Origin of the sequence: Nocardia nova NBRC 15556 (assembly GCF_001613005.1) — a bacterium.
Classification (GTDB): Bacteria; Actinomycetota; Actinomycetes; order Mycobacteriales; family Mycobacteriaceae; genus Nocardia; species Nocardia nova.
Genome location: NZ_BDBN01000030.1, coordinates 82,095 through 98,171 on the forward strand (window position 1 = coordinate 82,095; position 16,077 = coordinate 98,171).

The window sequence follows — 16,077 nt, forward strand, 5'->3', positions numbered from 1 at the left end:
GGAGTGATTGATGGGTTCATTGGCCACCGATCGTGTCGACCAATGTGCTTCCGGCGAATTTTCAGCACAACCCTTCGCTCTGTCACCGGCGCAAACCGCCCTGTGGTACGCGCAGCGGATTCGACCCGATGTGCCACTGACCATCGCGCAATACGTGGAAATTCACGGTGATCTCGACGTGGGCCGGCTGCTCTACTCCATCGAGCGGTTCGGCGCGGAATCCCAGGTGGGCCAGCTGCGCGTCGTGGAAATCGACGGCGTGCCGCAGCAGGTGGTGGATTCGGCGCATCGGCCCGGGTGGGCCCGGATAGACCTGCGCCAGGAACCCGATCCGCGCGCGGCGGCGCTGCGGTGGATGAACGAGCACGCCAGCAGCCCGATCGATATCGAACACGAGCCGTTGACCATCAACGTCGTCCTGCGCCTCGGTGACCAGGACTACATCTGGTACTGCCGCGCTCACCACATCGTCATCGACGGCTACGGCGCCATGAACGCGCTCACCCGTACCGCCGAGATCTACACCGCACTGGAGAAACACACCGAGCCGTCGGTCTCGCGGGCCGCTTCGCTGGCCGAGATCTACGCCGGGGAGTCGCAGTACCGGGAGTCGAGCCGCTACCGCGCCGACCGGGAGTACTGGCGGGAGCAGCTCGCAGGGGTGGGCGAGCCGCTGACCCTGTCGTCATCGGGGATCGCCTCGTCCACGCCGGATCCCGGCCGGCGCATCGCCGCGGCGGTGCTCGACGCCGAGACCGAAGCCGAACTCGATACCGCCGCAACCACTTTCGCTACGCAGAACTCCGCGCTGGTGGTCGCGGCGCTGGCCGGGTACGTGCGCGCGGTGACCGGCACCTCCGATGTGGTGCTGAGCCTGCCGATGTCGGCGCGGACCACGGTCGCGCTGCGCCGCTCCGCGGGTGTCGTGTCGAACGTGGTGCCCATCCGGGTGCGATTCGATGCCGGCACCACGGTTTCCGACGTGGTCAAGGCCACCGAACTGCAGATCACCGGCGCCCTGCGGCACCAGCGTTACCGCCACGACGACATCAGACGCGACTGCGGTTATTCACGCGATGCCCGCGGCTTCTTCGGGCCGATGGTCAACATCATGCTGTTCCACAGCGAACTGAACTTCGGCAGCTTCGTCGGCTCGTTGAACGTGCTGTCGACCGGACCGGTCGAGGATCTGTCGATCAACCTCTACAACGGCGAGGGCGGGCGCATCCACGTCGATTTCGAGGCCAACCCGCAGCTCTACGGCACGGCCGAACTGGCGCGCCACCACGAGCGGTTCCTCGGCTACCTGAACCGCTTTGTGACCGCCGATCCGGCCGATCCGGTCGCGGCGGTACCGGTGATCACCGACGCCGAACGCGACGAGGTGCTGCGGCAGTGGAACGCGACCGCGGTACCGGAGCGGCCGGGCACGCTCGCCGACCTGTTCGGCACGCAGGCGCGGGCGACGCCGGATGCGATCGCAGTCGAATTCGACGGCGACACACTGACTTACGAACAGCTACGGCAGCGTGCGGACCGGCTGGCCCGCATGCTGATCGCCCGCGGTGCCGGACCCGACACGGTTGTGGGCCTGGCCATGCGACGCAGCCTCGACCTGGTGGTCGGCATGTACGCGATCGTGCGTGCGGGGGCGGCCTATCTGCCGATCGATCCCGATCATCCGGCCGAGCGCACCGCGCACATCCTCGAACAGGCCGCGCCGCTGTGCGTGCTGACCGCGGCCCGGGACGAGGTGGACTTCCCCGCATCGGTCGCGGTGATCGACGTTCAGGAACTCGGCACCGACGAGTCCGGCGCCGAACCGCCGATCACCGACGCCGACCGGCGCGCACCGCTGCGCCGCGACCACCTGGCCTACGTGATCTTCACCTCCGGCTCGACCGGTAAACCCAAGGGCGTCGGCATCACCCACGCCGCCATCGTGAACCGCCTGGCGTGGATGCAGCACCGGTATCCACTCGACGACAGCGACACCGTCCTGCAGAAGACTCCCGCGACCTTCGATGTGTCGGTGTGGGAGTTCTTCTGGCCGTTGCAGATCGGCGCGCGGCTGGTGATCGCCGCGCCGGACGGCCACCGCGATCCCGCCTATCTCGCGCGGATCATCGCCGAAAAGAACGTGACCACAGCCCATTTCGTGCCGTCGATGTTGTCGGTCTTCGTCACCGATACCGATGTGCGCGGCTGCGGCGGACTGCGCCGGGTGTTCTGCAGCGGTGAGGCATTGCCGGCCGCGACCGTCCGCGATTTCCACGCCGCGGTTCCCGGTGCGCGACGGTCCGGATCGGCGGCATCGGCCGGTGGGGCGCAGCTGCACAACCTGTACGGGCCCACCGAGGCGGCCGTCGACGTCACCTACTGGGCGTGCGCGCCGGAGAACGACGTCATCCCGATCGGCGCGCCGGTGTGGAACACCCAGGTCTACGTCCTCGACGAGACCTTGCGGCCGGTCGCGCCCGGCGTGGTCGGCGAACTGTACCTGGCCGGCGTGCAGCTGGCCCGCGGCTATCTGGGCCGCCCCGGCCTGACCGCGGATCGCTTCGTGGCCAATCCATTCACCCCCGGCACGCGCATGTATCGCACCGGCGACCTGGTGCGCTGGCGGATGGATCCGATCCCGCCCGCCGCCGGTGCCGACCGGTTGCCCGCGGCCCTGGAATATCTGGGACGCAGTGACTTTCAGGTGAAGATCCGCGGGCAGCGGATCGAGCTGGGCGAGGTCGAGGCGGCGCTGCTGGCCGATGAGCGGATCGCCCGCGCGGTCTGCGTCGCCCACACCACCCCGGCCGGTGACGAACTGGTCGGCTACGTGGTGGCCGCACCGGGACACACCGTCGACAGCACCGCGCTGATCGCCGACCTGCGCGGCGTCCTGCCCGGGTACATGGTGCCGACGGTGGTCGTCGTGCTGGACGAATTGCCGTTGAGCGCCAACGGAAAGATCGACCGCAAGGCGCTGCCCGCACCGGAGGCGCCCGCGCGCCGCGGTGGCGACGGCATCGTCGAACCGCGCACGGCCACCGAACGTCAACTGGCCGCCCTCGTCACCGAGGTCCTCGGCGGTGCGAGCCTCGGCGTCGAGGACAGCTTCTTCGACCTCGGCGGCAATTCGCTGTCGGCCGCCCGGGCCGTGGCCCGGATCAACGCCGCCTTCGGTTCCGGACTGACCATCCGGGATCTGTTCGAGTCGCCGACGGTCGCCCAGCTCGCCGAACGGATCGGCGCGCACGGCGTCGACCGGTCCTCCCCGAAACTGGTGGCCGGCCCACGGCCGCAACGCATTCCGCTCTCGCTCGCTCAGCAGCGGCTGTGGATCCTCAACCGCTTCGCCGAACACGCCGGCGCCTACAACATGCCGCTGGCCGTCGAGCTGAGCGGACCGCTCGAGGTCGAGGTGCTGCGCGCCGCGTTGCTCGATGTGCTCGACCGGCACGAGAGCCTGCGCACCACCTTCCCCGATTCGCCGACCGGCCCGGTCCAGGTGATCCACCCGGCCGCCGAGATCCCGCTGAACCTCGAGCCTATCGACACCACCGGTGCCGACGCGCTGGCCCTGGCCACCGAATACGCCGGATACGGCTTCGATCTGCGCAGTCAGGCGCCGATCCGGGTGGCGCTGTATGCGACCGGGCCCGACGAACACATCTTCCTGGTGGTCCTGCACCACATCTGCGGTGACGGCTGGTCGGTGGCGCCGCTGGCCCGCGATCTGATGGGTGCGGTCGCCGCGCGGACCACGGGGCAGGCACCGCAGTGGGCGCCGCTGCCGGTGCAGTACGCCGATTTCGCCCTGTGGCAGCGCGAACTGCTGGGGGACGAGACCGACCCCACCAGCGCGCTGGCGCGGCAGTTGGCCTACTGGCGCACCGCCCTGGCCGACCTCCCCGATCAGCTGGACCTTCCGCTCGATCGCCCGCGCCCGCGTCAGCGCGACACCGCCGGTGGCCGAGTCGAATTCACGATTCCGGCCGAAACCCGCCGCGCGGTGGCCGCGGTGGCGGCCGAGCGCGGCGTCAGCACGTTCATGATCATGCATGCCGCCCTGGCGAGCCTGCTCTCACGCCTGTGCGGCACCGCCGATATCGCCATCGGCACTCCGATCGCGGGCCGCTCCGATCCGGCGCTCGACGACCTGGTCGGCATGTTCGTCAACACCCTGGTGCTGCGCACCGAGGTGGACCCCGCCACCGGATTCGATCGCATGCTCGACCGCGTCCGTGAAACCGACCTCGACGCCTTCGCCAACGCCGATGTGCCGTTCGAGCGGCTGGTCGAGGTCGTCAACCCGTCTCGCGACGCGGGCAGGCATCCGCTGTTCCAGGTGATGCTCTCCTACGAGAACAACCCCGAACTGCGGGTCGACCTGCCCGGTCTCAGCGCGCGGGTGCTGCCGATGGATGTCGGCGTCGCGAAATTCGATCTGCAACTGATCGTCCACGACAGCGATGCCGCCGACGCCGAGGACGGCCCGCTGACCGCCGAATTCGGTTATGCCGCTGACGTTTTCGACCACTCCACGGTCGAGTCGGTGGCGCGGCGTTTCGTCCGGCTGCTCGATGCCGCGGTCGGCGCGCCGGAGACCCCGGTCGGTGATCTGCCGATTCTCGACGCGCGGGAGGTCGGCAAACTGGTGCCGATCGCGGGCGCGCCCGGTGTGCCGCCGCTGAGCCTGGCGCGGCTGCTGCACGAAACCGCGGAACGGGTCCCGGAGCTGGTGGCGGTCCGATACCGGGGCCGCGACACCACCTACCGGGAGCTCGACGAGGCCTCCAACCGGCTGGCCCGGGTGCTGATCGAACACGGTGCCGGCCCCGAGGTGGTGGTCGCGATCGCGCTGCCGCGCAGCCTGGCCTCGATCACCGCGATCTGGGCGGTCGCCAAGACCGGTGCCGCCTATGTGCCGGTCGACCCCGGCTACCCCGCCGAACGCATCGAGCACATGCTCGCCGATTCCGGTGCGATGCTCGGCGTGACCGACGCCCGCAGCCACGCCGCCATGCCGAAGCGGCCGATGCACCGCGGGCGCCACCGCAAACAGGGCGCCGACTGGCTGCTGATGGATTCGGGCGTCCTCACCGACGCCCTCGCGCGGGTCTCGTCCGCGCCGATCACCAACCGGGATCGTCCACTGCCGCTGCGTATTTCGCATCCGGCGTATCTGATCTACACCTCCGGCTCGACCGGCCGGCCCAAGGCGGTCGTGGTCACCCACGGTGGTATCGCCTCGCTGGCGCACGAGCAGATGCACCTGTTCCGGGTCAGCGACACGGCGCGCACGCTGCACTTCTCCTCGCCCTCGTTCGACGCCTCGGTGCTCGAACTGCTGCTGGGCTTCGCCGCGGGCGCCACCATCGTGGTCGCGCCGGCCGGACTCTACGGTGGCGCCGAGCTCGCGCGGCTGCTGCGCGACGAGCGGATCACCCACGCGTTCATCACCCCGGCCGCGCTGGCGACCGTATCCCCGGACGGCCTCGACGATCTCGAGGCCGTCATCGTCGGCGGTGACGCATGCCCCGAGGATCTGGTCCGCACCTGGACCGCCGGGCGGCGCATGCACAACATGTACGGCCCCTCCGAGGCCACCGTCGCCGCCACCGCCAGCGATCCGATGGTCGCGGGCCGTCCGGTCCCCATCGGCAAGCCGGTGCGTGGGATGCGATTGTTCATCCTGGACAACCGGTTGCGTCCGGTTCCGCCCGGCGTCGCGGGGGAGTTGTACATCTCCGGGCCCGGCCTGGCGCGCGGCTATCTGGGCCGCCACGGCCTGACCGCCGCCCGGTTCCCGGCGAATCCGCACGGTCGCCGCGGCGAGCGCATGTATCGCACCGGCGATCTGGTGACGACCGACGGCAACGGTGTGCTGCGCTTCCTGGGCCGCGCCGACGATCAGGTGAAGATCCGCGGCTTCCGCATCGAACTACGCGAAATCGACCATGTGCTGCGCGCGCATCCGGGTGTGCGGTTCGCGATGACCGTCGTGCACACCGGTGAGCACGGTGCCGCCCGGCTGGCCTCCTATCTGGCCGCCGACACCGAGATCGATCCGGCCGAGGTGCTCGAGACCGCGCGCCGCCACCTGCCCGCCTATATGGTTCCCGCGGCGATCACGGTGCTGGACCGGGTGCCGGTGACTCCGGCGGGCAAGGTCGACCGTAAGGCGCTGCCCGCGCCGGTCTTCACCTCCGCCGGACCGTCCCGTGCGCCGGAGTCGGAACTGGAACAGCGGGTCGCGCAGGTCTTCGCCACGGTGCTCGGCCACGCCGTACCGGGCGCCGAGGACAGCTTCTTCGACGCCGGCGGCAACTCGCTGCTGGCCACGCGGCTCACCGCCGCACTGCACACCGAATTCGGCGTCGAACTGCCGGTGCGGGCCGTTTTCGAAACGCCCACCGTGGCCGGTGTCGCGGCGCACCTGGAACACGCGCCGCGCACGAACCGGGTCGCGCTGACGCGGTACGACCCGCGCCCCGGCCGGATTCCGCTGTCGCTGCCGCAGCAGCGGATGTGGTTCCTGAACCGCTACGCGCCCGAATCCAGCGCCTACAACATCGCTTTCGCGTTGCGCATCGACGGCGATCCGGATCTGCCCGCCCTGCGTGCCGCGGTGGCCGATCTGGTCGACCGGCACGAGGTGCTGCGCACGATCTTCCCCGAGGATCAGGCGGGTCCGTACCAGTTGGTCCTCGACTCCGACCGCTGTCTGCCGGTGCTGGAACCCGTCGTGACCGACGATCACGGCGCCCGGGTGGCGCTGCGCGGCCTCGCCCAGCGCGGATTCGATCTCACCCGGGAGATTCCGTTGCGAATGACGGTGCTGCGCACCGGGATTCGCACCTATCAGCTGGGCATCGTGGTCCATCACATCGCCGCGGACGGCTGGTCGCTGGGACCGCTCACCACCGATCTGATGGTCGCCTACACCGCGCGCCGCGGCGGGGCGGCTCCCGCCTGGGCGCCGCTGCCGGTGCAGTACGCCGATTTCAGTCTGTGGCAACGCGAATGCCTCGGCGACGAATCCGATGCGGCCAGCGCCGCGGCCGTGCAGCTGCGGTTCTGGCGCGAAACCCTCGAGGGCCTGCCCGAGGAGCTGCCGCTGCCCTACGACCGGCCGCGCCCGGCCGAGCCGACCAATAGCGCCGGCACCGTGCGGATCCGGATGCCGGAAGAGCTGCGGGAGCGGCTCGAGGAGCTGGCCCGCGCGCAGGGCGTGAGCCTGTTCATGGTGTTGCGCTCGGCGCTGGCGGTGGTGCTGCGCGCCGTCACCGGCGGCCGCGACATCGTCATCGGCACGCCGGTGGCCGGGCGGGGCGACACCCGCCTCGACGACCTGGTCGGCATGTTCGTCAACACCCTGATGCTGCGTTCGGATGTCGACCCCGACCACACCTTCGCCGATCAGCTGCGCGCCGACCGCGACGGTGAACTCTCCGCCATGTCGCACGCGGAACTGCCGTTCGAGCGCATCGTCGAGGAACTCGGCCGCGGCAACGGCGGACGGCGGCCGCTGCTGCAGGTCGCGCTCACCGTGCAGGACACCACGCCGCCGGCCCTGGAATTGCCCGGCCTGCGGTTGCGCGCGGAGGAACTCGACATCGCGGTGGCCAAGTTCGATCTGGAACTGCGGGTGCCCGCCGATACCCGGGACCTCGAAATGGTCTACGCCGCGGAACTTTTCGACGAGGACACGGTGCGCACGCTGGCCGAGCGGCTGCTGCTGGTGCTGGAGTCGGTCAGCGCCGATGCGCGGATTCCGGTGCGCGACATCGACGCCCGCACCGACGTCGAACGCATGGAGTTCACCCCGCGCCGCGGCCCGGCCGCCACCCCGCAGTGCAGCCTGGCGAACTACTTCACCGCCACCGCGCACCTGCATCCGCACCGCACCGCGATCCGCAGCGGCGACGACGAGCTCAGCTACGCCGAGTTGGAGCGCTGTTCGAATCGGCTCGCCCGCGCCCTCATCGCTCGCGGCGTCGGCAGCGGCGACCGGGTGGCCATCGGGCTGACCCGCTCGATCGAATCGGTGGCCGCCGCCTTGGCCGTCACCAAATCGGGTGCCGCGTTCGTCCCCGTCGATCCGAATTATCCGGCCGACCGCGTCCGGCACATGCTCACCGATTCCGGATGTGCGATCGGACTGTCGGTGACCGCCCACCGGGATCGGCTGACCCGCGCCACCGCGGGCAACGGCTCGGGGCCGGCCACCGAGTGGTTGCTGCTCGACGACCCGGTGCTGTGCGCCGAACTCGACGCCCAGGACGAGCGCACGATCACCGGCGGCGAACGGCTGCGCACGGCGTGGACGACCGATCTGGCCTACCTGATCTACACCTCCGGTTCGACCGGAAAGCCCAAGGGCGTGGCCGTCACCCACGCCGGACTGTCGAATTTCGCCGACGAGATCCGCGAACGGATGCGCGTCGACCGTGACGCCCGCACCCTGCACTTCGCGAGCCCGAGTTTCGATGCGGCGATGCTGGATCTGCTTCTGACGATCGGCGCGGGCGCCACCATGGTGATCTGCCCGCCCGATATCTACGGCGGCGACGAGCTGGCCGCCCTGATGGATCGCGAACGCATCAGCCACACCTTCATGACCACCTCCGCACTGGCCACCATCGACCACCGGCGCTGGCCGCTGCCACATCTGCGCTCGATCATGGTCGGCGGCGAGGCGCTCGGCACGGATCTGATCGAGCGGTGGGCGCCGGGCCGGATGCTGTTCAACGGGTACGGGCCGACCGAGACGACCATCGTGGTCACGATCGCGGGTCCGCTCGCGATCGGTGACCAGGTGACCATCGGCTCGCTGGTGCGCGGGGTGCACGCGGTCGTGCTCGACGAGCGGCTGCGGCCTGTCCCGGTCGGCGTCCCGGGCGAGTTGTATCTCGGTGGCCAATCGGTCGCGCGCGGCTACTTCGAGCGCCCCGACCTCAGCGCGGCGCGATTCGTCGCCGACCCGTACGGACCCGACGGCGCGCGCATGTACCGCACCGGCGATGTGGTGCGGTGGCGCGCCGACGGCGAGATCGTCTACCTCGGCCGCAGCGATCACCAGGTGAAACTGCGTGGTTTCCGCATCGAACTCGGCGAGATCACCGAGGTGCTGGCCGCGCACCCGGCGCTGCGCTTCGCCCACACCGAGGTGCGCACGATCGCCGGCACACCGCGGATCGTGTCCTATGTGCTGCCCGCCGAGCCCGGCGCCGAACTCGATGTGGAGGCGTTGCGAGACCATGTGGCCGCGCATCTGCCGGCGCATATGGTGCCCAGCAGCGTCACCGTGCTGGAGCGGATTCCGCTGACCCCGGTCGGCAAACTCGACCGGGACGCGCTGCCGGAACCGCAGCAGATCACCACCACGGCGCGGGAACCGCGCACCGATACCGAACGTCTGGTCGCGCACGTGATGGCCGAGCTGATCGGCGCCGAATCCGTCGGCGCCGACGACAACTTCTTCGAGATCGGCGGAAACTCGCTGCTGGCAACGCAATTGGTGGCCCGGCTCAGCGATGCCACCGGGGTGCGGGTGCAGGTGCGTTCGGTCTTCGGCGCCCCGACCGTCGCCGAACTCGCCGCCCTGCTCGACGGCGGCGCCCGCGACGGCGGCCACGGCCCCGCTCTGACGCGGCGCGAGCGCCCCGCCCGGGTGCCGCTCTCGGCGGCGCAGCGGAGGCTGTGGTTCCTCAACCGGTTCAACGCCTCCTCGGCCGAGGATCTGTCCGGCGTCTACAACGTGCCGGTCGCTTTGCGCATGCACGGCGCGTTGGATGTGGCGGCGTTGCACGCGGCCCTGCATGCGGTGCAGCGGCGTCACGAAACGCTGCGCACGGTCTTCCCGGAGGTCGACGGCGAGCCCTACCAGCGGGTGCTCGCCCCCGGCGAGGCCGCCGTGGCGCTACCGGTGGTCGACGTCGACGAGGGCGAAATCACCGGCGCCGTACGGACTTTCGCGGCGGCCGGATTCGATCTCGCCTCCACCGCACCGCTGCGCGCGCAGCTGCTGCGGATCGCCGCCGACGATCACGTACTGGTGCTGGTGGTCCACCACATCGCGATGGACGGCTGGTCGCTGGAGCCGCTGGCCGCCGATATCGCCGGTGCGTACCGGTCGTATGCGTCCGGGTCGGCGCCGGAATGGGCCGAGTTGCCCGTCCAGTACGCCGATTACACGCTGTGGCTGCAGGACACCCTGGGCGCCGAGGACGATCCGGAATCGCCGATCAGCCGCCAGCTCGACTACTGGCGCGAGGCACTGAGCGGCATTCCCGAACTGCTGCCGCTGCCCACCGACCGGCGTCGCCCGGCGACGCCGAGCTATCGCGGGGGCACGGTGGACTGCGTCCTCGATGCCGTCACCCATCGCGAACTGCAGGCCGTCGCCGCCCGCCACGGCGTCACCATGTTCATGGTCCTGCACGCCGCGCTGGCCTCGCTCCTGCACCGGATCAGCGCCGAGCACGACATCACCGTCGGCACCCCGATCGCCGGCCGCGGGCAGCAGGCCCTCGACGCGATGGTCGGCATGTTCGTCGGCACGCTGGTGCTGCGCACGCCGGTCAGCGGCGCACAGACCTTCGCGGATCTGCTGCGCGCGGTCCGCGACACCGACCTCGAGGCGTTCGCGCATGCGGATGTGCCGTTCGAGCGGCTGGTCGAGGTGCTCAATCCGGCGCGCTCACAGGCGCATCACCCGATGTTCCAGGTGATGCTGTCGGTGCGCAATCAGCCGGTGCGCAGCCTGGAGCTGCCCGAGCTGACGATCGAGGCGTGCGACGCCGATCCGGGGATCGCGAAATTCGATCTGCAATTCACCCTCACCGAATCGTGGACCGAGCAGCGGGAACCGGCCGGGATCACCGTCTCGGTGAATTTCGCCCGCGACCTGTTCGACGACACCAGCGCTGCTCGCCTCGGCGCCCGCTTCGCCCGGCTGCTGCAGGCGGCGGCCGCGAACCCGGAACTGCCGGTGGGCGATCTGGAGCTGCTCGACCCCACCGAATGGTCGACGCTGGCGCCCGTGCGAGGTGCGCTCGCCGGCCGTCCGGGGACGCTGCCCGAGGTCTTCGCCGCCGCGGTCGCCGCCGATCCGCGGGCGATCGCCCTGCGCACCGAAGACGCCGAGATCAGCTACGGTGCCCTGGACCGGTGGACCAACCGCCTGGCCCGGGTGCTGATCTCCCTCGGGGTCGGACCGGAAATGCTTGTCGCCGTGGGTATTCCGCGGTCGATGGAGTCGGTGGCGACGACCCTGGCGGTGGCCAAGACCGGTGCGGCGTTCGTGCCGGTGGACCCGAACTATCCCGAACACCGCATCGCCCACATGCTCACCGATTCCGGTGCCACCCTGGGCATTACGCTCGCCGCGCACCGCGAGCGGATGCCCGCGGGCGCCGAATGGATGGAGCTGGACGGACCGGACCTGCAGGAGCACGTGCTGCGCGCCTCCGAGGCGCCGATCACCCCGGCGGAGCGGCGGGGCCGGTTGCGGATCGAGAACCCGGCCTACGTCATCTACACCTCCGGTTCGACCGGCACCCCCAAGGGAGTGGTGGTCACCCACGGCGGTCTGTCGAACTTCGCCGCCGAAACCGCCGAGCGGTTCGACGTGCGGCCCGACAGCCGGGTGCTGCACTTCGCCACCCCGAGCTTCGACGCGGCGATGCTCGATCTGCTGTTCGCCCTGGGCGGGGCGGCGACGCTGGTCATCGCCCCGACCGGGATCTACGGCGGTGCGGAGCTCGCCCGGCTGCTGGCCGAAGAGGACATCACCCACGCGTTCATCACCACCGCCGCGCTCGGCACGGTGGACCCGGCCGGACTCGACTCGTTCCGGCACGTGCTCGTCGGTGGCGAGGCGCTGCCGCCGGAGCTGGTGGCGCGGTGGGCGCCCGGCCGGAACCTGCACAACGTGTACGGCCCGACCGAGACGACCATCGTGACGCTGATGGCCCCGCCGATCGCGCCGGGTGCGCCGATCACCATCGGCGAACCGATTCGCGGTGTGCACGCGGCGGTCCTGGACCCGCGGCTGCATCCGACCCCGGCCGGCGTCGTCGGCGAGCTGTACCTGTCGGGGCCGGCGCTGGCGCGCGGGTACCACAACCGCACCGGGCTCAGCGCCGGGCGGTTCGTGGCCAACCCGTTCGGCAAGCCCGGCGAACGCATGTACCGCACCGGCGATCTGGTGCGCTGGGTGCAGCGCGGTGGCCGCTTCGAACTCGAGTACGTGGGCCGCACCGACCACCAGGTCAAGATTCGCGGCTTCCGCATCGAACTCGGCGAGATCGACGCCGCACTGCACCGCCACGCCCAGGTCGAGTGGTCCACCACGATCGGTCACCGGACCGCCGCGGGCGCCACCGCGCTGGTGTCGTATGTGAAGCCGCGCACCGGCACCGATCCGACACCGGCGCAGTTGCGCGCCCATGTGGCCGGCCTGGTGCCGAGTTATATGGTGCCGCAATCGATCATGCTGCTGGAGTCGGTGCCGCTGAACCCGGTGGGCAAGCTGGATCGCAAGGCGCTGCCCGAACCGGTCTTCGCCACCGAGCACGGCTACCGCGCGCCGTCGGGACCGATGGAAACGGCGGTCTGCGACGCGTTCGCCGAGGTGCTGGGAGTCGACAAGGTCGGCGCCGACGACGGGTTCTTCGATCTGGGCGGCAACTCGCTGCTGGCGACGAAGGTGGTGGCGCACCTGCGTTCCGCGGGGGTCGAGATGCCGGTGCAGCTGATGTTCGCCGAATCCACCCCGGCCGGCATCGCCCGGCAGCTGGCGGCTTCCGGCGAGGATGTGCTGGCGGTCGCGATGCAGCCGTTGCTGCCGATCCGCCCCGCCGCCGAGGCCACGTTGCCGCCGCTGTTCTGCGTGCATCCGGCGATCGGCCTGTCGTGGTGCTACGCGGGCCTGCTGGCGCATCTGCCCGGCGACCGCCCGGTCTACGGGTTGCAGGCGCCGCACATCACCGGCGAGCAGGAGCACGACTCGATCCGGGCGGCCGCGAAAGACTATGTCGCGCATATGCGTTCGGTGCAGCCGGAGGGCCCGTACCATCTGCTCGGCTGGTCGCTGGGTGGTTTGATCGCCCATGAGATCGCGGTGCAGCTGCAGGAGGCGGGCCAGCAGGTGGCGCTGCTGGCGATGATGGACAGCTACCAGCTCGGCGACCGCTGGCTCGACCGGGCGATGCCGGGCGTGGCCGACATCATCGGCGAATTCGGCAGCGATCTGCTCGGCGGCGACAACGGCGTGGATCCGGGCCTGACCCTGGAGGAGGCGGCCGAGTTGCTGCGCGGCCGGCCCGGCCCGTTCGCGGCGCTGACGATGGACCACCTGCAGCGGCTCTACACCGGATACGCCAACGGCACGGTGCAGGCCAACGGATTCCGGCCGCGCGTCTTCGACGGTGATCTGCTGTTCTTCACCGCCGCCGACGACGAGGTCAACCTCGCCGATCCGGAGCGCTGCGCCGCGGCCTGGGAACCGTTCGTGACGGGCGTGATCGAGGACCGCAAACTGCGCTGCCGGCATTCCGGCATGACGACACCGGAAGCGCTGGCCGTCATCGGTCCGGTGCTGCGGCAACAACTCGAGGCCGCCGCCGGCGGCGACACGGAGGAGACGCTGTGAGTTTGGCAGTGGAAGTCACCGATCTGGTCAAGACCTACGGTAAGGCGCGGGTACTCGACGGCATCGACCTGGAGATCCCGTCGGGGACCGTGATGGGTCTGCTGGGACCCAACGGCGCCGGTAAGACGACGACGGTCCGAATAGTCACCACCCTGTTGAAACCGACCTCCGGCAATGTCCGGGTCGCCGGGGTCGACGTGGTGCATCATCCGGCGCGGGTGCGCACCCGGATCGGGCTTTCGGGGCAGTACGCCGCGGTCGACGAGAATCTGTCCGGATTCGAGAACCTGCGGATGGTGGCCCGGCTGTACGGCATGGACCACAAGAAGTCCGCCGAGCGCGCGACCGAACTGCTCTCGGCGCTGGGGTTGGAACATGCGGCCGGGCGGCGCGCGGGCACCTACTCCGGCGGTATGGCCCGCCGCCTGGACCTCGCGGGGGCGCTGGTGGCCCGGCCCACGGTGGTGGTGCTCGACGAGCCGACCACCGGCCTGGACCCGCGCGGCCGCCTCGACATGTGGAAGGTGATCGGCGATCTGGTCGACGACGGCACCACCGTGCTGCTGACCACCCAGTATCTGGAGGAGGCCGATCAGCTGGCCGACCGGATCACGGTGATCGACAAGGGCCGCGTGATCGCGCGCGGCTCCGCCGACGAACTGAAGACCTCGATCGGCGGCGACCGGCTCACCGTGACTCTGGCCGAGGGGCAGGATCCGGGCCCGGCCAAATCCGTGCTGAGCGAGGTCGGCCTCGGCGAGCCGATCCACGAGCCGGGAGCCGATCACGTCTCGATCGTGGTCGGCGACGGCACCCGGACCATGGTCGAAGCCCTGCGCCGGCTCGACGACGCGGGGGTGTGTGTGGTGGATGCGGAGGTGACCCGGCCGAGCCTCGACGATGTGTTCCTGTCGCTGACCGGCACGCCCGCAGAGCCGATCGAGGAATCCGAAACCGAAGACGTAGCAGAGGAGATCATGTCGTGAGTACCGTCGAAGCGGCGGTCGCCGAATCGGAGACGGCGGCAGAACCCACGCAGACCGACGCGGCGGTGACGCGGCCCGACACCGACAGCGACGTCCATACGATCGCGGCGCCGGTCCGGGTGTTCCGCGACAGCGCGATCATCGCCTACCGCAACCTGCTGACCATCCTGCGGGTGCCGACCCTGCTGGTGACCGCGACGGTCCAGCCGTTGATGTTCGTCTTCCTGTTCGCCTACATCTTCGGGGCCTCGCTGGGCGGCGGCCAGTATCGCGAATTCCTGCTGGCCGGCATCTTCACCCAGACGGTCGCGTTCAACGCGGCGTTCACGACGGTGGGCCTGGCCAACGACCTGCAGAAGGGCATCATCGACCGGATGCGCACGCTCCCGATGTCGCGGATGGCGGTGCTGATGGGGCGCACCCTGTCCGACACGGTGGTCAACGTGGTGGCGCTGGCCGTCATGGTGGCCTGCGGCTATCTGGTCGGATGGCGGATCAACGGGTCGGTGGCCGATGCGGCGCTGGGGTTCGCGATCATTCTGCTGTTCGCGTTCGCGATGTCGTGGGTGGGCGCGCTGACCGGGCTGATCGCGCCGAATGTCGAGGTCGCGCAGAGCGCGGGACTGATCTGGCTGTTCCCGGTCACGTTCATCTCCTCGGCCTTCATCTCCGCTGAAACACTGCCCGGCCCGCTGCGCTCGATCGCGGAGTGGAATCCGATCACCGCGGTCTCGGCGTCCGGGCGGAAACTGTTCGCCAACAGCTCACCGCCGACCTTCGCCGCCCCGCACGGCTGGCCGGTCGACCACTGCGTGGAATACGCGGTGGCGTGTTCGGTGGCGATTCTGGCCGTCGCGGTGCCGCTGGCGTTGCTGCAGTACCGCAAGGTGGCCAGTCACTGACGGTCCCGATAAGCGAAAGTCCCCTCGCACCGACCGTTGCGAGGGGACTTTCGCTGTGTACTCGATCTACCGGCCGCGCCGGGTCTTGAGCAGTTCGAGGCGCTCCTGCAGCAGTTCCTCGAGTTCCTCCTTCGAGCGGCGTTCCAGCAGCATGTCCCAGTGGGTGCGCGGGGGCTTGACCTTCTTGGGCTCCTGGGTGGTGCCCTCGATCAGGATGCCCTCCTGGCCGTTACGGCACAGCCAGGTCGGCGGGATTTCGGCGTCGTCGGCGAACGGGACGTCGAACTCCTCGCCGTTGTCGGTCCGGTACCGCGCCACTCGACGTGGTGCCAGGTCGTGGTCGCGGTCCGTCTCGTAGCTCACCGCTCCGAGCCGGCTACCTCGGAGTACGCGATCTGCCATGGTGTGCGGTCCTCTCTGGCCTGTCGGCAACGTTCTACTTGACTATCAACGCGCCGGCGGCCCGATCGGTTCCCGCGACGGTCAACCGGGGTATTTTACGGTCTCGGCCGGGCCCGGCCGAGACCGGCCCGGG

The 16,077-nt window shown here is 70.1% G+C and carries 4 protein-coding genes; 3 read left to right on the plus strand and 1 reads right to left on the minus strand.

What is annotated here, in order from left to right; translation table 11 throughout:
- Positions 1-10 precede the first annotated feature (10 nt).
- From NN2_RS13420 to NN2_RS13430, 3 genes are all read left to right on the plus strand, one after another.
- Complete coding sequence (locus tag NN2_RS13420; protein ID WP_082856968.1) at positions 11-13,654, plus strand: non-ribosomal peptide synthetase; 13,644 nt, start codon at positions 11-13, stop codon at positions 13,652-13,654.
- Entirely contained in the window at positions 13,651-14,640 is a 990-nt protein-coding gene (locus NN2_RS13425) for an ATP-binding cassette domain-containing protein (protein ID WP_063013557.1), read from the plus strand. The genes NN2_RS13420 and NN2_RS13425 overlap by 4 nt, the downstream gene beginning before the upstream one ends.
- Positions 14,641-14,759: 119 nt before the next feature.
- Positions 14,760-15,542, plus strand: a complete 783-nt coding sequence (locus NN2_RS13430; RefSeq protein ID WP_063013596.1) for an ABC transporter permease — start codon at positions 14,760-14,762, stop codon at positions 15,540-15,542.
- 66 nt (positions 15,543-15,608) lie between these two features.
- On the opposite strand, the gene NN2_RS13435 is transcribed toward NN2_RS13430, so the two are convergent.
- The gene (locus tag NN2_RS13435; RefSeq protein ID WP_030517018.1) at positions 15,609-15,944 is read right to left on the minus strand and encodes an RNA polymerase-binding protein RbpA; all 336 of its coding nucleotides are present in this window, start codon (positions 15,942-15,944) and stop codon (positions 15,609-15,611) included.
- Between the last annotated feature and the right edge of the window lie 133 nt (positions 15,945-16,077).